The following is a 21,974-nucleotide window of genomic DNA, read 5'->3' as shown; positions in this document are numbered from 1 at the left end:
ACTATTAGGCCAAGTCCTCAACGGACGCAGATTCGTTGCGCGACAAGTTGATTCCCAGGTTCGCAGCAGCGCGCTCCAGGTCCTCATCGTCACCGTCACGCATCTCGATTGCCGCGCCGTCCGAGGACAGCACCTCAACGTTCAAGCAGAGCGACTGCAGCTCTTTGAGCAGCACCTTGAACGACTCCGGAATGCCCGGCTCGGGGATGTTCTCGCCCTTGACGATCGCCTCGTAGACCTTGACCCGGCCGACGGTGTCGTCGGACTTGATGGTCAAGAGCTCCTGCAGCGTGTACGCCGCGCCGTAGGCCTGCATGGCCCAGCACTCCATCTCACCGAACCGCTGACCACCGAACTGCGCCTTACCGCCCAGCGGCTGCTGGGTGATCATCGAGTACGGACCGGTCGAGCGGGCGTGAATCTTGTCGTCCACAAGGTGGTGCAGCTTGAGGATGTACATGTAGCCGACCGTCACCGGGTACGGGAACGGTTCGCCGCTGCGGCCGTCGTAGAGCACGGCCTTGCCGTCACCGTTGACCAGTACTTCACCGTCACGGTTGGGCAGCGTCGAGCTCAGCAGACCTTGCAGCTCCTCTTCACGGGCACCGTCGAACACCGGCGTGGAGACGATGCTGCCCGGCTCCGACTCCAGCAGATCCGCGGGCAGATTGGCTGCCCACGCTGGAATCTCACTCGTGCCGTCGACGCCTTGAACGTTCCAGCCCGCCTTGGCCACCCACCCGAGGTGGGTCTCCAAGATCTGGCCGATGTTCATCCGTCGCGGCACACCGTGCGTGTTCAGGATGATGTCGACCGGCGTGCCGTCCGGGAGGAACGGCATGTCTTCGATGGGCAGGATCTTGCCGATGACGCCCTTGTTGCCGTGGCGGCCAGCGAGCTTGTCACCGTCGGAGATCTTGCGCTTCTGGGCCACGTAGACGCGGACCAGCTCGTTGACACCGGCGGGCAGCTCGTCGTCATCCTCACGGCTGAACACCCGGATGCCGATGACCTTGCCGGACTCACCGTGCGGCACCTTGAGCGACGTGTCGCGAACCTCGCGCGCCTTCTCACCGAAGATCGCGCGCAGCAGCCGCTCCTCCGGCGTCAGCTCGGTCTCACCCTTCGGGGTGACCTTGCCGACCAGGATGTCGCCGTCACGAACCTCGGCGCCGATGCGGATGATGCCGCGCTCGTCGAGATCGGCCAGCACCTCATCGGAGACGTTCGGGATGTCCCGGGTGATCTCCTCGGCGCCCAGCTTGGTGTCGCGGGCATCGATCTCGTGCTCTTCGATGTGAATCGACGTGAGCACGTCCTCCTCAACCAGGCGGCTGGAGAGGATGATCGCGTCCTCGTAGTTGTGGCCTTCCCACGGCATGATCGCGACGAGCAGGTTCTTGCCCAGCGCCATCTCACCGTTCTCGGTGCACGGCCCATCGGCCAGCACCTGGCCCGACTCGACCCGCTGTCCGGCGTCCACGATCGGGCGCTGGTTGGCGCACGTGCCGTGGTTGGAGCGGGCGAACTTACGCATCCGGTAGGTGTGCCGGGTGCCGTCGTCGGCCATCACGGTGATGTAGTCGGCGGAGACCTCTTCGACCACACCGGACTTGTCGGTCACCACCACATCGCCGGCGTCGATCGCCGCACGCAGCTCCATGCCGGTACCCACCAGCGGTGCCTCGCTGCGAACCAGCGGAACCGCCTGGCGCTGCATGTTGGCACCCATCAGGGCACGGTTGGCGTCGTCGTGCTCGAGGAACGGGATCATCGCCGTCGCGACCGACACCATCTGGCGCGGTGAGACGTCCATGTAGTCCACATCGGCAGGCGTGACGTTCTCGACCTCGCCACCCTTACGACGAACCAGGATCTTCGGCTCGGTGAACCGGTTCTCGGCGTCGATCGGCGAGTTAGCCTGCGCCACGACGTGGCGGTCCTCCTCGTCGGCGGTCAGGTAGTGGATCTCGTCGGTGACGATGCCCTCAGTGACCTTGCGGTACGGCGTCTCGATGAAGCCGAACGGGTTGACCCGCGCGTACACCGACAGCGAACCGATCAGGCCGATGTTCGGGCCTTCCGGGGTCTCGATCGGACACATCCGGCCGTAGTGGCTGGAGTGCACGTCGCGGACCTCAAGGCCGGCGCGCTCACGGGACAGACCACCGGGGCCCAGCGCCGACAGGCGGCGCTTGTGGGTCAGACCCGACAGTGGGTTGTTCTGGTCCATGAACTGCGACAGCTGGCTGGTGCCGAAGAACTCCTTGATCGCCGCCACGACGGGACGGATGTTGATCAGGGTCTGCGGCGTGATCGCCTCGACGTCCTGAGTGGTCATCCGCTCGCGGACGACGCGCTCCATGCGGGACAGGCCGACCCGGATCTGGTTCTGGATCAGCTCGCCGACGGTACGCAGGCGACGGTTGCCGAAGTGGTCGATGTCGTCGACCTCAACCGGGACCTCGACGCCGCCGGGGGCGGTCATCGTGGTCTGGCCCTCGTGCAGGCGCACCAGGTACTCGATGGTCGCGACGATGTCTTCTTCGTTCAGCGTCGACGACGTGATCGGCTGGCCCACGTTCAGACCCAGCTTCTTGTTGACCTTGTAGCGGCCCACGCGGGCCAGGTCGTAGCGCTTGTCCTTGAAGAACAGGTTCTCCAGCAGGGTCTGCGCGGACTCCTTGGTCGGCGGCTCGCCCGGTCGCAGCTTGCGGTAGATGTCCAGCAATGCCTCGTCGCTACCGGCGGTGTTGTCCTTCTCCAGCGTCGACATCATGATCTCGGAGAAGCCGAAGCGCTCCCGGATCTGCTCCTGGGTCCAGCCGAGCGCCTTCAGCAGCACGGTGACCGGCTGACGGCGCTTGCGGTCGATGCGCACACCGACGGTGTCGCGCTTGTCGACGTCGAACTCCAGCCACGCACCGCGGCCGGGGATCACCTTGACGCTGTGCAGCGTCTTCTCGGTGGACTTGTCGATGGTGTCGTCGAAGTAGACACCCGGCGAGCGGACCAACTGGCTCACCACGACACGCTCGGTGCCGTTGATGATGAAGGTGCCCTTCTCGGTCATCATCGGGAAGTCACCCATGAACACCGTCTGGCTCTTGATCTCGCCGGTGTTGTTGTTGATGAACTCGGCCGTGACGAACAGCGGGGCCGCGTACGTCATGTCCTTGTCTTTGCACTCGTCGACCGGAGCCTTGACCTCATCGAAACGCGGGTCAGAGAAGCTCAGCGACATCGAACCCGAGAAATCCTCGATCGGCGACAGCTCGGTGAGGACCTCTTCGAGGCCACCCACCGGGTTGACGTCACCACGCGCCTCAGCGATCCCGCGCCAGCGCGGCGAGCCGATCAGCCACTCGAACGAGTCCGTTTGGACGTCGAGCAGGCCGGGTACCTCAAGTGGCTCGCGCAGCTTCGCGAAGGAAATTCGTTTTGGTGCTCCGGGAACGGAGTTAGAAGTAGTAGTCGTTTTGCTCTGGCTAGAGACTGCCAAGATGCATCCTTCCAGCACCTAATGCGACTGCCCGGATTCACCCGGAAGGTCGCGATATCTGCATCGGTTCGGCTGGCCTACTCGAGGCCCGGGCCTGTCCCCGACGCACGCGACACGCAAATAGGTCTCTGAGCTGAGATGTCTGAGCTCAGACTTGAGGACCGGCGATGTCAGGTGCAGGTTGAGGTGGGCAGGATGCAGCCAGCGCAACGTCCAACAATAGCGGAGAACGGCGCATTCCTCAACAGCCGCGTGTGGGGCGGGCTGACGCTGGCTGGCGAACTAGCTACCCATGCACACATGCTGGTCAACAGACTGGACCGTTTAGGCCCTTCCGTCAAGGGAAACGCGGTGTTTTGTGTGGAAAAAACCGCTTCAGGCAGCGATGGTGGCGGCTGCCGCCGCGGCGGGCTGAGTTGGCAGGACAATCGCGCCCGTCGGCCCCATAATGATCGGTTGCCCGGCCGTGCCGTAGAGCCCGTATTGCGGGGCGTCCGGCCCCGCTGCCACGTAGAAATCGTTGATCCAGCCGGCCGCCAGGGTGTGCACGGCGGAGGCGTTACCGGGCGCCGACGGCCTGACGAAGATCTGGGCGAAGAAGTCGAAGAACGGGTCGGAACCGATCACGGAGTCGATGTGCGAGCCGTGGACCAGCTCGACGCCGACGAACTGATCCGGACGCGCGGCGATCAGGTTCGTGGTGGTCTGGCCGAAGGCGTTCCACGGTTGCGCTGGTGCGGCGATCTGATAGACGGGAATCCCGTCGAGAGTGGCCAGCAGGCCGGCGAAGTCATCACTGTTGGAGACGCCGTCGAACATCACCACGCCGAGTAGGTGGTTGTCGGCGCCGGGCGGCAGTGAGTTGACGTAGTCACTGCCGGCAGCCACGGCCAGTCCCCCACCAGCGGAATGCCCGGAGAGCGTGAAATCCTCCGGCAGCGTGCCCTGGAAGCCGGCATTGCTGGCGCTGATGGCCAACGCCGCGCGATTCCCGAGGAACAGATCTGCGACCCCCTGCTGCATCGCAGGGTTGTTGATGGTGCAGGTCGGGCACGTCAGCGGCGCGAAGGACGGCAGTGTCGTCGCGACGACGATGCTGTTGGTCTGCTGGGCCAGCGATCGGGCCAACACGGTGTAGAAGGACTTGTTGGCCAGGAATCCGTGCTGCAGATAGATGATCCCGTTGGCCTGGACCGAGCCGTCGGCCTGCGTCGGGAAATACCAGTCCGCGGGGGCGTTGTAGGTGCGGGAGCCGACTTGGATCGTCAGCGTGGTGTTGCCGGTTTTCACGCCGGTCACCCCGTTGGCGGTCGGGGACGTCACCGTGGGGTTGGCGGCCCCCGGTGTCACCGGTGTCACCGTGGCCGAGCTCGGTGGGCCGCCGAAGATCAGCGGCATGATGAGGGCGGTCCACTTCTTCATCAGGTTCTCGATCGGTCCGAGCTGGCTGGCCAGCGGTGTGGGCAGCACCACCGCTGAGGCGTTGCCCATGATGATCGGCTGACCGGCGGTGCCGTAGACGCCGTACTGCGGGGCGTCGGGGCCGGCGCCGACGTAGAAGTCGTTGATCCAGCCGGTGCTCAGGGTGTCGACCGCGGAGGTATTGCCGGGAGGCGAGCGCTTGGTGACGAGCTGGGCGAAGAAGTCGATGACCGGATTGCTGCCCAACATGGCGTCGACGTGTGAGCCGTTGACCAGGACGACACCGTCGAATTGATTGGGCCGCAGCGCCAGCAGCTCATCGGTGGTGGTGCCGAAGGTGTTCCACATCTGCGCCGGTGCCGCGATCTGGTACACGGGAATGTCGAGGGTGTCCAGGCTGGCGATCGCCTGCGGCAGCGTGCCGTTCATGGTGACGCCGTCGTACATCACCACACCGAGCAGATGGTTGACGTCGCCGGGGGCCAAGTCGTCGACGTAGTAGCCGCCGACCGACGACGACCACCCGCCGCCGGCGGAGTGGCCGGCCAGGACGAAGTCCTCCGGCAGCGTGCCCTGATAGCCGGCCTGACTGGCGCTGATATTCAACGCCGAGCGGTCGCCGAGGAACATCGTGGCGGCGGCTTGTTGCATCGGCACCCCGTAGAGGGTGCAGCCACGACAGTTCAGCTGCGGGAACGACGGCAGCGTGGGCGCCACCACGATCGAGTTGGTGTCCTGGGCCAGCTTGGTGGCCAGCGCCGAGTAGAACGACTTATCCGCGAGGAAGCCATGCTGCAGCCAGATGACGCCGTTGGCCTGCACCGAACCGTCGACCTGGGTCGGGAAGTACCAGTCGGCCGGTGCGTTGAAGCCCCCGTTGACCGGGATCGTGAGCGTCGAATGCCCAACCTTGACGCCGGTGACGCCGTTGGTGGCAGGCGGGGTGACCACCGACTGGGCGGACTCCAACGCTGCCCCGGCGGGCTGCGCGGCGGTGCCGGTCGCAGGCACCACCGGAGCCGTCTTCGGCGTCGCGACGCCGAAGACCGATAGCACGCTGGCCAGAACCTTGGCCGGGGTGATCGGGGTGCGCCGGGCGCCGGACTGCTGGGAGGTCGCTGCCTTCGGTGCGGCCGCGGCGGTCGGTTTCGGGCTGGGCGCCCTGGAGACGGCGGCGGATGCGACGCGGTGCCTACTCGCGGCCGCGGCCCGGGCGGAGCTGTTCGGCGCCGATGATTGTGAGGTGGACGTGCCCGAGTGATCGGGGCTGCCGCCGGCATCAGCCGCCGCGACACCACTGCCTGCCAGCAGGGCCGCACCGATACCGGCGAAGACGGCTACCGTCCCCCACCAGATCCGCCGGTCGCGTAGCACTCAGCCTCCTCCTCAGCAATCGCGCAAACGCTATCGGAGTGCGGGGCTGGCCGAACCCGTTTTCAGCGAACAACCTCAAAAGCAGCTAACACCCGCGCATTTGGATGCACGGGTGTCAGCTGACTGCGACAGACGGGGGTTAGTTTGAGTCCTCGCCCGCGAAGGTGTGCGACGGCAGCCGGTGGGTGCCGTCCAGGTCGTCGCGAATGGCTTCCTGGGCAGCCGGGGGCAGGGTGTGCAGGATCTGGCGCACCCGCTCCTGGCGGCGGCGGACGGCGTCGCGTACCGGCATTCCCGGGGTGACCGTCAGCTGCGGGGGCACGCCCACGATCTCCTCGACACCACCGTCGTGGTGACCGGCGTCGACCAAGGCCTGCTCTTCGGCCATCGTCGACTCGTCCTTCTCCTCGGACATACCGATGGGCCCGATGCGGCGGCCGTTGAGGAACTGGCGCACCACCGGCTCATCACTGGTCAACAGCACCTCACGGGGGCCGAACATCACCAGATGCTTGCGGAAGAGCATGCCGATGTTGTCGGGCACCGTACGGGCGATGTTGATGTTGTGCGTCACGATCAGGATCGTGCAGTCGATCTGCGCGTTGATGTCGATGAGCAGCTGGCTCAGATAGGCGGTACGCACTGGGTCCAGGCCCGAGTCGGGCTCGTCGCAGAGGATGATCTTCGGGTCGAGCACCAGCGAGCGTGCCAAGCCTGCGCGCTTGCGCATACCGCCGGAGATCTCACCGGGGAACTTGGTCTCGTCACCGCCCAAGCCCACCAGCTCGAGCTTCTCCATGACGATCTGGCGGATCTCGGATTCCTTCTTCTTCGTGTGCTCACGAAGTGGGAACGCGGTGTTGTCGAACAGGCTCATCGAGCCGAACAGCGCACCGTCCTGGAACATGACACCGAACAGCGTGCGGATCTCGTAGAGCTCCTTGGCCGAGCACTCGATGATGTTGGTGCCGTCGACGATGATCTTGCCCCGCTCCGGGCGCAGCAGACCGATCAGCGACTTCAAAAACACCGACTTACCGGTACCCGACGGGCCCAGCAACACGCTGACCTCACCGGCGGGGACATCGAGGGTTACGTCCTCCCAGATTCGCTGGGAACCGAACGACTTCGTCAACCCCTCGACCTGAATACCAATACCCACGCCAGATCCTTCCGCGCCCACGCAAGTCAGCCATCGCCACGATGGCCTGTGGTTTGAGTCACTGTAGCGCACGCCGATTGGCGCCACTGAGTTTGTGTACCGACTGTGATCGACGATGCCGACACCTCGTCGACACCCCGTTGCCTGCACGGCGCCGGGACAACAAAATCCCCCGCAAGCACGAGTGCCCGCGGGGGATTTCGGTGTCGAAAGACTTACTTGACGGTGACCGATGCGCCGGCGGCCTCGAGCTTGGCCTTGGCGTCTTCGGCGGCCTCCTTGTTGACCTTCTCGAGCAGCGGCTTGGGAGCGCCGTCGACGAGGTCCTTGGCCTCCTTGAGGCCCAGACCGGAGACGATCTCGCGAACGACCTTGATGACGCCGATCTTCTTCTCGCCGGCACCTTCGAGGATGACGTCGAATTCGGACTGCTCCTCAGCGGCCTCGGCCGGGGCGCCGGCGGGGCCGGCGGCCGCAACGGCGACCGGAGCGGCGGCGGTGACGTCGAAGGTCTCTTCGAACTGCTTCACGAACTCAGAGAGCTCCAGCAGGGTCATTTCCTTGAACGCGTCGAGCAGTTCGTCGGTGGACAGCTTTGCCATGGTGATTCCTTATCTCGAAATGTGGGTGGTGGTTGTTTTGGGTCAGGCGGCGGATTCTTCGCCGGCCTTCTTCTCTTGCAGAGCTGCGGCCAGACGGGCGATCTGGGACGCGGGCGCCACGAACAGCGCCGCGGCCTGAGACTGCTTCGCCTTCATCGCGCCGGCCAGCTTGGACAGCAGCACCTCGCGCGACTCGAGATCAGCGATCTTCTCGACGTCGGAGACGGTCAGCGCGCGACCGTCCATGTAGCCGCCCTTGATGACCAGCGCCTTGTTGTCCTTGGCGAATTTCTTGATCGCCTTGGCGGCGTCGACGGGCTCACCTTTGATGAACGCGATGGCGGTCGGTCCGGCGAACAGTTCGTCGAGGCCCTCGATACCGGCCTCGGACGCCGCACGCTTCACCAAGGTGTTCTTGGCGACGGTGTAGGTCGTCTCTTTGCCCAGTGACCTGCGCAGCTCGGCAAGGTTGGACACCGTCAGGCCGCGATACTCGGTGACGACGGTGGCCGTCGCCTCCTTGAAACTCTCGGCGATGTCGGCGACCGCGGTGGCCTTTTCAGCCTTGGCCATGCTTGCCTCCTCGTGATGGTGGGGATGTCCACCAACCGACAGGCGCAAAGGCTCAGAAATCACAAACGCCCCGACACAGACAGGTCGGGGCGCGAAAGCTACCTCGTCCTCCTGCGTGGGCCGCCGGGATAACCCGGACCTTCAACCGATTGCTCGGTGACCGACGGTCTTCGGTGGAACTGAGCAAGAATAGCGTGCGCCCCCGAGATCAGCCAAAACGCGTCGCCAGGGTGGGTCAGCCGCGCAGCAGGGCCGCCGCACCGACCAGCCCGGCCTCGCCGCTCAGCGCCGCGGGCACCACCCGCAGTCCGGATAGGAAGTCCAGCCGGGCGTAGTTGCGCAACTCCGCCCGCAGCGGGTCGAACAACACTGGCCCGGCCTGGGCCACGCCGCCACCGACGACGACGAGGTCCAGATCGCAGACGGCGCCGACCGAAGCGATCATGGCCGCGATCGCGCGCGCTCCGCGGTGAAATGCCCGCACCGCAATGTCATTTCCGGTCGCGGCCGCCTCGGCCAGTTCCTTGGCGTCGGCGCCGGTCCAGCCCTGCGTGCGCGCCCAGGCGGCCAGGTGCGGTCCACTGGCGATGGCCTCGACGCAACCGCGGGCACCGCAGACACACGGCGGCCCGTCGGGATCGACGATGACGTGCCCGACGTGGCCGGCGTTGCCAGTGCGCCCGTGATACGGCGCACCGTCGAGCACCAGCCCGCCGCCGATGCCGGTCGACACCACCATCCCGAGCAGGAACGCCGCGCCTTGTCCGGCTCCGCGCCAGTGCTCCCCCAGCGCCATGCACAGCCCGTCGCCGCCCAGCTGCACAGGCACGCCGGGAACGGCGGCGGCCACCCGGTCGCGAATCGGGAAGTCGCGCCACGCGGGAATGTTGATGGGGCTGGTGGTGCCGCCGGGCAGGTGGATCGGGCCTGCCGAGGAGATACCGACGCCGTCGACCCCGCCACCAGCCTCGGCGAGTGCGTCGGCGATCGTCCGCTGGGCGGCGGCCCACACCTGTTCGGGGTCATCACTCTGCGGGGTGGGCTGGCGGGTCTCGTACTGCAGTACTCCATCGGCGTCGACGAGGCCGGCGGCGATTTTGGTGCCGCCGATGTCGAGGGCGAGCGAGGTGACAGCCATCAGTGTTTGTGGACCCATCAGTGTTTGTGCACATTGTCGGGCTGGCGCGGGTCGCCGGGATGTTCGTAGCCAGGCGCCAGCCACACCAGGTCGGCTCGGCGCTGGTCGAGCCACATTCGGAACCGGCGTCGCCGTGCAGCACCACGAAGATGCGCGACGATCAGCGGCCGCACCACGTCCAGATCCGGCTCGGACGGCAGCCGCCAGCCCGAACCGGTGAAGTGAAGGAACCGGCGCGGGTTGCGTACGTGGAAGTCGAGCACGGTGTCATCGTCGATGTCCACGTCGCTTGTGACGTGTGCGAACACCGCCCGGGCAATCGGCGCGACCAGCACCGCCGCGGCGATACTGCCGATCTCCAATCGCGCCGCCGGGTCGGGCAGCAGGTCGTCCTCGGTGGGTGTGGCCGCAGTGACGGTGACACCCAGCATCTCGGCCTCGTGCACCACCAGTTTTTCGGCGACCACCAACTGGGTGAGCCAGCGCCGCAACTGGCGACCTTCGCTGGTGTGCGGGCGCGGCAGCGCCGCGACTTGCGGTGATGCTCGCAGCACGGACTCGCGGGCGTCGACCTCGCCGACCGCCACGCTCACTCCGGCAACGATGGCCGCGACGGTCATCGGACCGTCACCCCCACGGCCGAGGTGTACAGCAACCGTCCCGCGCAGCCGATCCGGATCAGCGCCCACCACCGGCCGGGCTTCAGCCACGGCGGGGGCTCGATATCGAAGGCGACCTCGACGGTCGACCGGGCACCGACAACCGCGCCGCACGCCGCCGGTCCGATCCACTCCCACGTCCCCCACGGACTGATGAGGTGGGCCTCCAGCGCCAGGTCGGTATGGGCTGCGCTGCCGACAGTGACCGCGAGCCGGGCCCGCTCCCCGGCGGTGACGACGACCTCGGACGGCTCGGTGACCAGCCGTACCAACGGCTGATCCGGCGTACCGACCGAGACCACGCAGACGTCTTCGACGGGTTGCCGCCATGCCGCGGGCACGTCCCCGGTCAAGGTGAGCTGCGCCCGGATCGGGTAGTCGCCGGGCACTGCGTTTGGCGGCACGCTGACGACGATCTCGGCTTCGCGGTGGTGACCGGTGGGCAATTCGAACGACAGCACGCCGGGGTCGACGGTCCAGCCGCGTGGGCCACGCAGCCGCACCTCCCCGGCCAGCGTTGCGTCGCTGCAGTCGCTGGCGGCCGTCATCCGCAGCCGCAGCCGCTCACCGGGTTCGGCGGTGACGGCTTCGGGGTGCAGATGGGCCACGGCAGGTAGGCCGCCGAGCGGGGCTGGGCCGCGGTTGTGCAGCCAGTACCGGGCGTACAGCGGCTGCGCGTTCTCGGCCTCCGGGACCAGGACTGCGCCATCGGCATCGAGCACAGCGTTGACGTCAAGCCGGGCCAGCAGGGTTGCGATCTGGTAGCCGTGCAGCCGCAGCGGCGACTCACCGTTGCCCCGCGCAGTCTCCAGCAGGTCGGCTGACACCACCGCCGAGAGCGCACCGACATCGGAGGAGATACTGATTTCGGTTGTGGCTCCGCGGGTTTCGACCAGCCGGATCGTCACGTCCTCGGGGTCCACCGCGGCGGAGCTTCCCGTGGCAGTCGGATTGCCGCCGATCTTGAGTGCCGCGAGGTTCACCGCACCGGCCGGTTCGATACGCAGCAATGACCCATCGGGGGCCAGCGCACCGCCCGTTTCGCCGACCACGACGCATACCATCGGATGGCTGAATTCCGCACTACGGGATGGCATTTCAACATCGCGCCAGTCGCCTTGCCCCGATACCAGTGCGAAGTCGAAGGTGTGCGTCCAGTGCTGCTGCTGAAAGTTTGAGCCGTCCGGCGTCTTGCGTTGCGGTGGATCGATCCACACGCCCGACGGCCAGCCGGTGCACGAACGCATCAGCGAGCTGTGCAGCGTCTGATCGGGTTCGACGGCGAAGCCTGGGACGCCGCGGTTGAGCAGGGCGACGGTGTGCGATTCGAACTCGCCTATGCCTGACGGTGCGTCCTGGGTGACGTCGATCTGCGCGTCCTCGAGGTCGTCAACGACGGCGGCGACCGCCTCGGCGAGCCCGTCGGCCCGGTGGCCGGCGACGATGAGCACGGGTAGGGCGAGGACGTCACGCAGATCGGCGTCGGGCTGCCATACCTCGGTCAGCGGGCGGCTGGCGGGCACCCACACCCGCGCCTGCCCGGTGGCGGCGAGCTGGCGGTGCAGTTCTGCGGTGTAGGCGTGGTCGGCGGCTGCCAGAACCGCGGCGGTGAAGGCGTTGTCGTCGGGGCCGCCCAACGCAATTCGGGCGTCGGGCAGGTTGGAGTCGACGTCGAGATGGCCGTAGCGCGGGTGCTCCGCGCTGCCGCAGGTCGCGGTCACCCCGGCCCGCACCAGCGCCACCATCAATTCACGGGCACTGCCGGTGTCCTCGCCTGGCCCTACCACCTCGGCGACCGACACCGCCCGTGCGGCCGGCCCGACCTGGATCCGGGCCGCCGAGGACAACCCGAACCAGCCGTGCGCCGGATTGTCCAGTGTCCATGGGTGTTCGGCGGAATCGACTGCGCGATCCTCGCCCGAGGCATGGTCGTGCAGCAGTCCGAACCCACGTCCGATGACGGCGTCGCCGACCTCGCTGACCGGCAGCGCACCGGGGATCGGGCAGGGCCAGCGCAGCCGCACCAGCCGATCGGCGCCGGTGAACTCGTCGATGGTGGTGCTGGTGTCCACCCGGTCGATGCCGTGCCACAGGGTCAGTACCTGGGTGTAGCGCAGCAGCTCACCGATGTGGCCGTTCACGACCAGCCGCTCGCCCAGCGGGCTGTGGAAGGCCTGAACCGAATCCGCTTGCACCGCACTCGAACACGTCACCGGCCCGGTCGGCAGCAGATGCCACGGCCCCTCCCCTGCTTTCGGGTGGGCCGGATATTCGTCGTAGACGGCCAGCTCGTTGCCCGCCCGGCCGTCCGCGATCAGCTCACGATCGACCGACAATTCGACCAACGAGTCCACCGCACCGCCGCGCGCGGGGTCGACCCGCAGCCGGTGGTACTCGTTGGCGATCGCAGTCCCGTCGACCGCAAGCCACCCGGTTGCGCCATCGGCCGCCACCAGCCGGTAGTTGCGCCACCCCAACGAGTCGACGCCCTCGGCACGCCAGCTCACCAGGTGGCCGTCGTCGGATACCACCGCGGGGCTCGTCACACCGGCAGCGTCCACCACCGACACGCCATGGCCAATCGGCTCAACCAACGTCGCGGTCACAATGTCGGTTCTCTTGTGCGCCAACGGGTTCCACACCACCACCGATTCCGGGCCGGCGGCCGCGGCCTGCGACAGCAGGTGCAGTGCTCCTGACCGCGCAGCCGAGCCGATCTCCCACGCGTCGCGCCAACTCGTCAACAAGTCGAGGTACACCTGATCGGACTCCGATCCGGTGATGCCGTCATGGTGAGCGCCGTACGCCAGCTGAACCCACGCCTTGGCCAGCGCTGCCTCCGGATAGTGCGCGCCCGTGAGCAACGACGCGAACACCGCGAACCGTTCGGCGCCCAGCACCGCGTCCTCGGCAGCGCGGTTGGCCTGCTTGGTGTCGATATAGGAGACGTCCTTGCCGGTGTAAATCGGGTTCATGTCGCGGGTCTGGGGCGAGGGCGCCACCCCACGCTGCGCCGTTTCGGCGCGCACGGCGGTGAAGAACTCCGACGGCAGCGCGCAGACGAACCGCGGCCAGCTGTACCGGGCGTTCCAGTCGCGGTGGATCTCGGTGACCCAGGCGTTGGGCGGGGTGTAGTCAGTGCCGACCGGCAGCAGCACGTTGCGGGTCAGCGCCACCGATTTCAGATCCGCGAACAGCTGATAGGTGGCCTGCTCGGCTTCTTCCAGCGACGCCGCGGAATCCATCCACCAGCCGGCCGAGTAGTGCGCCGGCATGTAGTGGGTCAGCAGGCCCAGCCCCGAGGGCGCGATCCACTCGAACTCGCTGCGGAACTGCATGCGCTTCGGGTCACCGTTGTCGGCCATCGGTCCCCACTGGTGGTGCGGCCCGCGGGCCCACGAGCTCGACGTCAGCCCGGCATCGGCGGCCATCCCCGGGAACTGCGGGTCGTGGCCGAACACATCGAGCTGCCAGGCGGTGGCGGGATCGGCACCCAAGACGTCGCGCTGATAGCCGACGCCGTGCACGAAGTTGCGGATCGCGGTCTCCGCACCGACCAGGTTGGTGTTGGGCTCGTTGTAGGTTCCGCCCATCACCTCCACACGGCCGTCGGCGATGAACCGCCGCAGATCGGCGCGATCCTCCGGGTGGGTGTCGAAATAGGGCTTGAGGTAGTCGACTTCGGCGAGCACGAACTTGTAATCCGCGTCGCGGCGGGCCATTTCGAGGTGAGCCGCCACCAACGCAAACCCGTTGGTCTGCCGGGCCCGACCGGGCGGCTGCTCGGTCCACAGGCTGGTGTAGGCGCCCTGGGTGTTCCACCACACCGGGTCGTAATGGAAGTGGCTGATCATGTACATCGTCCAGCCCGGCTCGGCGACGACGAACTCGAACGGAAAGTCCGCACCGACGCGGGCCGTCCGCCGCTGGCCGGGCACCGCATGCTCGACGCGCACCGGGATCTCGGCGACCCCGTCACCGGGCGTCAGCGCAACGTCGTCCGACTGCAGCCCGTCACCGATGACCCGCGCGGTGTCCGTTCCGTCGGCCCCGCTGTATCCGATTCGGACCACCTGCAGCGGCGCATCGGGCGGACCGACGAACAGCTCCGTCGATTCCGCGGAGGTAACCCGCACGCCCAGCAATGTACGGGCCCGCCATCCCTCAGCGGAGCGACACGTCGATCACGAGCGGGCGATGATCGGAGATCGGCAGAACCGGTGTGGACACGTCGGTGGCCACCAAGCCGTCATGGTCGGTGAGGATGTGGTCGAGCTGCCGGTCCGGACATTGCAGCGGAAAGGTCGGCGCGGTGGCCAGCGAGTGCAGCCCGGTCCGCCGGACCCGAGCAGACGACGACATGTTCAGGTCCCCCATCAGCACCCGCGGCCCCGGCAGGCCGCGCAGGTCTCGGATGAGCCGCCTGAGTTGGACGTGGTTCCAGCCGGGCACGAAGGACAGATGGGTGTTGGCCACCGTCATCACTCCGAGCGGGGTGTCGAGCTGGGCGACCATCGCCGCTCGAGGCTCCTCGTTGACGATCTGCACCCGGTTGGGGCCGGGCAGGTACATCGGGAAGCGCACCGGAATCCGCGGCAGCCGCAGCACCTGCCACGACATCGCCGGATACCGCGACAGCAGCGCAATGCCGTAGGCAGCGGTGCCAGGTTGCTCGCTGCCGGTGGCGGCCATCCAGGTGGCGCCGGGGGTGCCGGAGATGGCGGCGACGAACCGGTGCGAGACGGCGCCCATCGCGGCGGCGGCAATAGCGGTCAGATCGGCCAGCGATGAGCGCGGCTGATCGATATCGACCTCCTGCAGGGCCAGCACATCGGGGTCAAGGCGACGGATGCACGCCGACAATCGCTCAAGGCTGACCTGGCCATCGTCCAGGCTGCGCCCGTGCAAAATGTTGAACGTTGCGAACCGCATGCGTACCTAAGTACCCGTACCTGCCCGAATTAACGGCCGGGTCGGCGCATCACCGCCTGACCGCGGCAGCCAACAGCGCCGACATCGCGAGCGCACCTTCGGCGACCTCGCCTGGCTCCAGAACCTCGAAGGCGACGCCGGGCATGGCCAGATACAACACCAGTGCCTGGGGGTCATCAGCCCCGGTGACGACGACACAGGTGCTGGGGCCGTCGTCCTCGATCGTCACCGATGTCGGTGAGAAATGGCTGGCCATAACAGCTTTGGTTGCTTGATAGCGGGCCTTGGCGACGTAGCGGTAGGGCGACGTGGTGATGGCGTGCCCGACGTAGGTGGCGGCGTCGGGCGCGGACCGGGCCGTGAAGGTGGTTCCCCTCGCCCGCACTTGCGCCATCCGGTCCAGCCGCAGGCTGCGCCAGTCCTCCCGGTCCCGGTCGTAGGCCAGCAGGTACCACCGGCGCCCGGTGGTGACCAGTTGATAGGGCTCGAGGCGGCGGCTGCTCGGCGACCCGGCCCGATCGACGTAGTTCAGGTCGACGTGCTCGCGGTCGCGGCAGGCCCGCGCCAGCGTCATCAGGACCTCGGGATCCACCGGCGACCGCGCCTCGGGTGTCAGCGTGACCGTGGAGTCGTGCACGGCGGCGACCTGCGAGCGCAACCGGGCGGGCAGCACCTGGTCCAGTTTGGTCAGGGCGCGTAGCGCGGCCTCGCCGACGCCGGCGACGCTGCCCCCGGCGGCCAGCCGCAGGCATACGGCCATCGCGACGGCCTCGTCGGCGTCGAGCAGCAGTGGCGGCAGCGCAGCACCGGCGCCGAGCTGATAGCCGCCACCGTGACCGGTGCTGGCGTGGACGGGGTAACCGAGCTCACGGAGCCGTTCGACGTCGCGGCGCACGCTGCGGGTGGTGACGCCGAGCCGTTCGGACAGCTCCTCGCCCGACCACACCCGCCTCGATTGCAAGAGGCCGAGCAGCTGCAGCACCCGGCTCGTCGTCTGCGACATGACTCCAGTGTCGCGCACTCTGCGGACAGAAACTGTCCGCAAGTCATGCAAACCTAGGGATATGACCTGGACAACCCAGCTCGCCGACCAGCTCGACTGGCATTGGCGCAACGCACTGCGGCCCCGCTTGGGCGGCCTGTCCGACGACGAGTACTTCTGGGAGCCGGTAACGGGGTGTTGGACCGTGCACCAGCAGGGCGGTGGCATCGATTTCGCCTACCCAGCCCCCCAGCCGGAGCCCTTCACCACGATCGCCTGGCGGTTGGCCCACGTCATCGTCGGGGTGCTGGCCATGCGCAACCACTCCCATTTCGGCGGCCCGCCCGCCGACTACCAGAGCTGGCCCTATGCCACCGACGCCGACACCGCACTGGCCCAACTCGACGAGGCCTACGAACGCTGGAACACCGGAGTGCGGACCCTGTCCGACGATGATCTCGCCCGGCCGTGCGGGCCGGCGGAAGGACCGTACGCCGACTACGCATTCTCCGAATTGATCCTGCACATCAACCGTGAGGTCATCCATCACGGTGCCGAAATCGCTTGTCTGCGTGACCTATACGTCCACACTCACAAGAATTGAAGGGAACACCCATGCCCACCCTCGCCCCACCCGTCCGCGACGAGCGGCACGCCCTGCGCGAGTTCCTCGCCTATCAGCAGAGTGCATTCGTCGCTGTCGCCTACGGGTTGACCGACGACCAGGCCCGGTCCACCCCGACGGTCAGTGCGCTGTCGATCGGCGGGCTGATCAAACACGTGACCGGGGTGCAGCGCTCCTGGATGGAGCGGGTCGCCGCGGCACCCCACGAACCGCCTACCGATGACCGCCCGTTCGAGGAGCGGGCCGCGGAATACCAGGACGACCACGTGATGCGATCGGACGAGACATTGGCAAAGCTTCTGGACGCGTTGACCAGGCAAAACGCGGATTCTCTCCGGCTGGTCGAGACCGTCGATCTGGACGCTGCGGTGCCGGTGCCACGCGATGCGCCGTGGTTTCCACGCGACGTCGCAGCGTGGTCGGTGCGATGGGTGTTCGAACACCTGCTCACCGAGCTTGCCCGGCACTCCGGCCATGCCGACATCATCCGCGAAACCATAGATGGCGCAACGATGTACGAGCTTGTCGCGGCGGCCGATGGCATGGAGCCACAGCCGTGGCTGACGCCGTGGCGACCTAAAGCGTGAGGTAAACCGCTTTGTGACGGACGTCGCTGCGCGACTGGAAAATTGGTGGTACTCATTGCGGGTTTGGCACACTTCAAGAATGAATTCGACCAAACACCGCGAAGTAGCCAAGCTCGATCGCGTCCCGTTGCCGGTCGAGGCCGCCCGTATGGGCACGACAGGCTGGCAGCTGACCCGCACCGGGGCCCGCGTGCTCGGCACGCTGCCCGGCCGTGGACGCTGGCAGGACAAGGTCATCAAGCAGATTCCGCAGGCCTTCGCCGACCTCGGACCCACCTACGTCAAATTCGGCCAGATCATTGCGTCCAGCCCGGGCGCGTTCGGCGAAGGGTTGAGCCGGGAGTTCCGCGGCCTGCTCGATGCGGTACCGCCCGCTGACACCGGCGAGGTGCACAAACTGCTGAAGCAGGAACTCGGCGGGGACCCGGCCGATCTTTTCGCCTCGTTCGACGAGGAGCCGTTCGCCTCGGCCTCGATCGCGCAGGTGCATTTCGCCACCCTGCATACCGGTGAGGACGTCGTCGTCAAGATCCAGCGGCCAGGTATCCGCCGCCGGGTGGCCGCCGACCTGCAGATTCTGAAGCGCTTCGCCCAGCTCGTCGAGCTGGCCAAGCTGGGCCGACGACTGTCCGCCCAGGACGTGGTCGCCGACTTCTCCGACAACCTCGCCGAAGAGCTCGACTTCCGCCTCGAGGCGCAGTCGATGGAGGCGTGGGTCTCGGGTCTGCACGGGTCACCGCTGGGCCGCAACATCCGGGTGCCACAGGTGCACTGGAAGTTCACCAGCGAGCGGGTGCTGACCATGGAGCGGGTGCAAGGCGTGCGCATCGACGACGCCAAAGCGATCCGGACGAAGGGTTTCGACGGCACCGACCTGGTGAAAGCGCTGTTGTTCTCCACCTTCGAGGGTGGCCTGCGCCACGGCCTGTTCCACGGCGACCTGCACGCCGGGAACCTGCTGGTCGATGACGAGGGTCGCATCGTGTTCCTGGACTTCGGCATCATGGGCCGCATCGACCCCCGCACCCGATGGCTGCTGCGCGAGCTGGTCTACGCGCTGCTGGTCAAGAAGGACCACGCCGCCGCGGGCAAGATCGTGGTGCTGCTGGGCGCGGTGGGCAACACCAAGCCCGAGCAGGAGGCCGCCAAGGATCTCGAGGCTTTTGCCGCCCCGCTGACGCTGAAGACGCTCGGGGACATGTCGTACGCCGATATCGGCAAACAGCTCTCCACGCTGGCCGATGCCTACGACGTCAAGCTGCCGCGCGAGCTGGTGCTGATCGGCAAACAATTTCTCTACGTCGAGCGCTACATGAAATTGCTGGCGCCCAAGTGGCAGATGATGAGCGACCCGCAGTTCTCCGGGTATTTCGCCAATTTCATGGTCGAGGTCAGCCGCGAGCACCAGAGCGACGTCGAGGTCTGATGATGGAGATGCGCACCGGCACGGCCCCGCTAGCCGAGGATCTCGAGATCTACTTCGAGGACATGGGCAACCCCGGCGATCCGCCGATTTTGCTCGTGATGGGGCTGGGTGCCCAACTTCTGTTGTGGCGCAACGGTTTCTGCGAGAAGCTCGTCGACCAAGGCTATCGCGTCATCCGCTACGACAACCGTGACGTGGGGTTATCCTCCAAACTGCACGGCCAGCGCGCCGGCGGAGGGCTGGTACCCAACCTGGTGCGTTCCTACCTCGGGCGCCCCAGCCCGTCGGTCTACACGCTGGAGGACATGGCCGACGACGCCGCGGCGCTGCTCGATCATCTCGGTCTCGACCGCGCACATGTGGTCGGCGCGTCGATGGGCGGGATGATCGCGCAGGTCTTCGCGGCACGGCACAGCCGCCGGACGAACGCATTGGGAATCATCTTCTCGTCCAACAACTCTGCGCTGTTGCCGCCCCCGGCGCCGCGAGCGCTGCTGTCACTGATCACCGGCCCGTCGCCCAACTCGCCGCGCGAGGTGATCATCGAAAACTCGATCCGGGTAGGCAAGATCATCGGCAGCCCCGGCTATCCGGTTTCCGAGGAGAAGGCCCGTGCCGACGCCATCGAGGCCTACGAGCGGGCGCACTACCCACAGGGCATCGCGCGGCACTTCGGCGCTGTGCTCGGCAGCGGCAGCCTGAAGCGCTACGACCGGCAGATCAGCGCACCGACCGTGGTCATCCACGGCCGCGCCGACAAACTGATGCGCCCATCGGGCGGACGGTCCATCGCGTCGTCCATTCCTAATGCGCGACTCGTCCTGTTCGACGGCATGGCACACGACCTGCCCGAGGCGTTGTGGGACGAGATCGTTGGCGAGCTCAAAACCACATTTGCCGAGGTCAGCTAGCTAATTACGGTGCGCTGCGGGCTCGTCGACGCGCAGAAAGCCGCGCTAGCATCGGTTGTGCACAAGCGGTGATCGCAGGTCCCAATCCCGGGGGGATACGTGGTTTCTGCCTCACGCAGTCACATGCGAAAGGCACAACGTCATGGCCAAACGGCTCCAGCCTCATTTCGAGGACGTACAAGCCCACTACGACTTGTCCGACGAGTTCTTCCGACTCTTCCTCGATCCGACCCAGACGTACAGCTGCGCGTACTTCGAACGCGACGACATGACGCTGCAGGAGGCCCAACTCGCCAAGGTCGACCTCGCGCTCGGCAAGTTGGGCCTGCAGCCGGGGATGACCTTGTTGGACGTCGGCTGCGGATGGGGCGCCACCATGTTGCGCGCCCTGGAGAAGTACGACGTCAACGTCATCGGGCTGACATTGTCGAAAAACCAGCGTGACCACGTCGAACAGATCTTCGCCGAGTCGGACAGCCCCCGGCACAAGCGCATCGAACTCGAAGGCTGGGAGCAGTTCGACGAGCCCGTCGATCGGATCGTATCGATCGGCGCCTTCGAACATTTCGGCTTCGATCGCTACGACGACTTCTTCGCGATGGCTTACCGGGTCTTGCCCGCCGACGGGGTGATGCTGCTGCACACCATCACGTCGTTCACGGTTGACCAGATGGTCGAAAAGGGGATTCCGCTGACGTTCGAGGCGGCGCGGTTCGCGAAGTTCATGCTCACCGAGATCTTCCCTGGCGGCCGGCTGCCGTCGGCGGAGAAGGTCGAGGACCATTCGGGCCGGGCCGGCTTCACGTTGACACGTGTCCAGTCGTTGCAACCGCACTACGCACGCACGCTGGATTGTTGGGCCGCGGCGCTGGAAGCCAACCGCGACAAGGCGATCGAGGTGCAGTCCGAGGAGGTCTATGAGCGGTACATGAAGTACCTCACTGGATGCGCGCGTGGGTTCCGGTCTGGAATCATCGACGTCGATCAGTTCACGCTCGAGAAGCAACCCAAGGACACGCACGGTTAACGCACAGTTTGACGGCCGTTCCGGTGGGGCGAGACGGTATGGTCCAGATCACATGGTGCATACTGGCGCGCAGACCCACTCGCGGGGGCGGTGGTCTAGTTCGATGAGAAAATCAGGAAGGCTTAACACTCATGCCCGAGGCAACCGAAACCAAGGACATGCGGCCACATTTCGAAGACATCCAGGCGCATTACGACCTCTCGGATGACTTCTTCGGGTTGTTCCAAGACCCGACCCGCAAATACAGCTGCGCGTACTTCACCGGGCCCGATGTCACGCTGTCGGAAGCACAGATCGCCGACGTCGACCTCAATCTCGACCAGCTGGACCTCAAGCCCGGCATGACCCTGCTGGAGATCGGCTGCGGTTGGGGCCTGACGATGCAGCGGGCGATGGAGAAGTACGACGTCAACGTCATCGGACTGACGTTGTCGAAGAACCAGAAGGCCTACTGCGATCAGCTTTTGGCGAAGGTCGACAGCGATCGAACGTTCGACGTGCGACTGAATGGCTGGGAGCAATTCCACTCCCCGGTCGACCGGATCGTCTCCATCGAGGCGTTCGAGCACTTCGGGTTCGAGCGCTATGACGACTTCTTCAAGAACTGCTTCGACATCCTGCCCGACGACGGCCGGATGACGATCCAGAGCAGCGTCGGTTACCACCCGTTCGATCTGGCCGACCGCGGCAAGAAGCTGACGTTCGATCTGGCCCGCTTCGTCAAGTTCATGATCACCGAGATCTTCCCGGGTGGGCGCATCCCCTCCACCCAGATGATGGTTGACCACGGCGAGAAGGCCGGCTTCGTGGTGCCGCAGGCGCTGTCGCTGCGCAACCACTACATCAAGACGCTGGGGTTGTGGGCCGCCGCACTGGAGCAGCACAAGGACGAGGCCATCGCGGCCACCGACGAGGTGAACTACAACCGCTACATGAAGTACCTGAAGGGGTGTCAGTTCTACTTCATCGACGAGACCATCGATGTCAGCCTGGTGACCTACCTCAAGCCGGGCGCGACCGCCTGATCCGCGCGAGCAGACGCAGAGTCCCCC

Annotated in this window: 16 protein-coding genes; 6 read left to right on the top strand and 10 right to left on the bottom strand. The window is 66.4% G+C overall.

Translation table 11 applies throughout. The features are described 5' to 3' along the window. Positions 1-4: 4 nt before the first annotated feature. From rpoB to SLQ31_RS17840, 10 genes are all read right to left on the bottom strand, one after another. A complete protein-coding gene (rpoB, locus tag SLQ31_RS17885; RefSeq protein ID WP_413642393.1) occupies positions 5-3,502 on the bottom strand; it encodes a DNA-directed RNA polymerase subunit beta in 3,498 nt (1,165 codons plus the stop codon). Between the two features lie 375 nt (positions 3,503-3,877). Then, complete coding sequence (locus SLQ31_RS17880) at positions 3,878-6,298, bottom strand: hypothetical protein (RefSeq protein ID WP_319435060.1); 2,421 nt, start codon at positions 6,296-6,298, stop codon at positions 3,878-3,880. A gap of 139 nt (positions 6,299-6,437) precedes the next feature. Next, positions 6,438-7,460, bottom strand: a complete 1,023-nt coding sequence (locus tag SLQ31_RS17875) for an ABC transporter ATP-binding protein (RefSeq protein WP_319435058.1) — start codon at positions 7,458-7,460, stop codon at positions 6,438-6,440. Between the two features lie 215 nt (positions 7,461-7,675). After that, positions 7,676-8,062 carry a 50S ribosomal protein L7/L12 gene (gene rplL, locus SLQ31_RS17870; protein ID WP_319435056.1) on the bottom strand — a complete coding sequence of 129 codons (387 nt, stop codon included), beginning with the start codon at positions 8,060-8,062 and terminating at the stop codon, positions 7,676-7,678. 42 nt (positions 8,063-8,104) lie between these two features. After that, positions 8,105-8,635: a 50S ribosomal protein L10 gene (rplJ, locus tag SLQ31_RS17865; RefSeq protein ID WP_319435054.1), complete on the bottom strand. Its 531-nt coding sequence runs from the start codon at positions 8,633-8,635 to the stop codon at positions 8,105-8,107. Between the two features lie 235 nt (positions 8,636-8,870). Beyond that, entirely contained in the window at positions 8,871-9,791 is a 921-nt protein-coding gene (locus tag SLQ31_RS17860) for an ROK family protein (RefSeq protein ID WP_413642388.1), read from the bottom strand. Continuing rightward, on the bottom strand, positions 9,791-10,393 hold the full coding sequence (locus tag SLQ31_RS17855) for a malonyl CoA-ACP transacylase (protein WP_319435052.1): 603 nt from the start codon (positions 10,391-10,393) through the stop codon (positions 9,791-9,793). Before SLQ31_RS17855 ends, SLQ31_RS17860 begins: the two co-directional genes overlap by 1 nt. Continuing rightward, positions 10,390-14,568: an NEW3 domain-containing protein gene (locus SLQ31_RS17850; protein ID WP_319435051.1), complete on the bottom strand. Its 4,179-nt coding sequence runs from the start codon at positions 14,566-14,568 to the stop codon at positions 10,390-10,392. The genes SLQ31_RS17855 and SLQ31_RS17850 overlap by 4 nt, the downstream gene beginning before the upstream one ends. Before the next feature lie 28 nt (positions 14,569-14,596). Further along, positions 14,597-15,364, bottom strand: a complete 768-nt coding sequence (locus SLQ31_RS17845; protein WP_319435050.1) for an endonuclease/exonuclease/phosphatase family protein — start codon at positions 15,362-15,364, stop codon at positions 14,597-14,599. A gap of 49 nt (positions 15,365-15,413) precedes the next feature. Next, positions 15,414-16,367 carry a YafY family protein gene (locus tag SLQ31_RS17840; protein ID WP_319435048.1) on the bottom strand — a complete coding sequence of 318 codons (954 nt, stop codon included), beginning with the start codon at positions 16,365-16,367 and terminating at the stop codon, positions 15,414-15,416. A 61-nt stretch (positions 16,368-16,428) separates the two neighbouring features. Between SLQ31_RS17840 and SLQ31_RS17835 the strand changes: the two genes are divergently transcribed. The 6 genes from SLQ31_RS17835 (at position 16,429) to SLQ31_RS17810 (ending at position 21,947) form a co-directional block, all read left to right on the top strand. Next, a complete protein-coding gene (locus SLQ31_RS17835; protein ID WP_319435046.1) occupies positions 16,429-16,950 on the top strand; it encodes a DinB family protein in 522 nt (173 codons plus the stop codon). Between the two features lie 11 nt (positions 16,951-16,961). Further along, positions 16,962-17,558: a DinB family protein gene (locus SLQ31_RS17830; RefSeq protein ID WP_319435044.1), complete on the top strand. Its 597-nt coding sequence runs from the start codon at positions 16,962-16,964 to the stop codon at positions 17,556-17,558. A gap of 79 nt (positions 17,559-17,637) precedes the next feature. Then, complete coding sequence (locus SLQ31_RS17825; protein ID WP_319435043.1) at positions 17,638-18,984, top strand: AarF/ABC1/UbiB kinase family protein; 1,347 nt, start codon at positions 17,638-17,640, stop codon at positions 18,982-18,984. Then, positions 18,984-19,895 (top strand): alpha/beta hydrolase, encoded by a 912-nt coding sequence (locus SLQ31_RS17820; protein WP_319435041.1) that lies wholly within the window; start codon positions 18,984-18,986, stop codon positions 19,893-19,895. The genes SLQ31_RS17825 and SLQ31_RS17820 overlap by 1 nt, the downstream gene beginning before the upstream one ends. Positions 19,896-20,037: 142 nt before the next feature. Beyond that, positions 20,038-20,922, top strand: a complete 885-nt coding sequence (locus SLQ31_RS17815) for a cyclopropane mycolic acid synthase family methyltransferase (RefSeq protein WP_319435039.1) — start codon at positions 20,038-20,040, stop codon at positions 20,920-20,922. Positions 20,923-21,053: 131 nt separating this feature from the next. Next, positions 21,054-21,947, top strand: a complete 894-nt coding sequence (locus SLQ31_RS17810) for a cyclopropane mycolic acid synthase family methyltransferase (protein ID WP_319435037.1) — start codon at positions 21,054-21,056, stop codon at positions 21,945-21,947. Positions 21,948-21,974 lie beyond the last annotated feature (27 nt).

Source organism: Mycobacterium sp. RTGN5 (assembly GCF_033804465.1).
Taxonomy (GTDB): domain Bacteria; phylum Actinomycetota; class Actinomycetes; order Mycobacteriales; family Mycobacteriaceae; genus Mycobacterium.
The sequence above is the reverse complement of the archived record's forward strand: the minus strand, read 5'-3'. Positions and strand labels throughout refer to the sequence as shown.

Bases quoted from the DNA above. Each gene is read 5' to 3' on its own strand.
- rplJ (WP_319435054.1), bottom strand. From the start codon at position 8,635: ATGGCCAAGGCTGAAAAGGCCACCGCGGTCGCCGACATCGCCGAGAGT.
- SLQ31_RS17815 (WP_319435039.1), top strand. From the start codon at position 20,038: ATGGCCAAACGGCTCCAGCCTCATTTCGAGGACGTACAAGCCCACTAC.
- SLQ31_RS17825 (WP_319435043.1), top strand. From the start codon at position 17,638: ATGAATTCGACCAAACACCGCGAAGTAGCCAAGCTCGATCGCGTCCCG.
- SLQ31_RS17860 (WP_413642388.1), bottom strand. From the start codon at position 9,791: ATGGGTCCACAAACACTGATGGCTGTCACCTCGCTCGCCCTCGACATC.
- SLQ31_RS17820 (WP_319435041.1), top strand. From the start codon at position 18,984: ATGATGGAGATGCGCACCGGCACGGCCCCGCTAGCCGAGGATCTCGAG.
- SLQ31_RS17835 (WP_319435046.1), top strand. From the start codon at position 16,429: ATGACCTGGACAACCCAGCTCGCCGACCAGCTCGACTGGCATTGGCGC.
- SLQ31_RS17810 (WP_319435037.1), top strand. From the start codon at position 21,054: ATGCCCGAGGCAACCGAAACCAAGGACATGCGGCCACATTTCGAAGAC.
- SLQ31_RS17840 (WP_319435048.1), bottom strand. From the start codon at position 16,367: ATGTCGCAGACGACGAGCCGGGTGCTGCAGCTGCTCGGCCTCTTGCAA.
- rplL (WP_319435056.1), bottom strand. From the start codon at position 8,062: ATGGCAAAGCTGTCCACCGACGAACTGCTCGACGCGTTCAAGGAAATG.
- SLQ31_RS17855 (WP_319435052.1), bottom strand. From the start codon at position 10,393: ATGACCGTCGCGGCCATCGTTGCCGGAGTGAGCGTGGCGGTCGGCGAG.
- SLQ31_RS17845 (WP_319435050.1), bottom strand. From the start codon at position 15,364: ATGCGGTTCGCAACGTTCAACATTTTGCACGGGCGCAGCCTGGACGAT.
- SLQ31_RS17830 (WP_319435044.1), top strand. From the start codon at position 16,962: ATGCCCACCCTCGCCCCACCCGTCCGCGACGAGCGGCACGCCCTGCGC.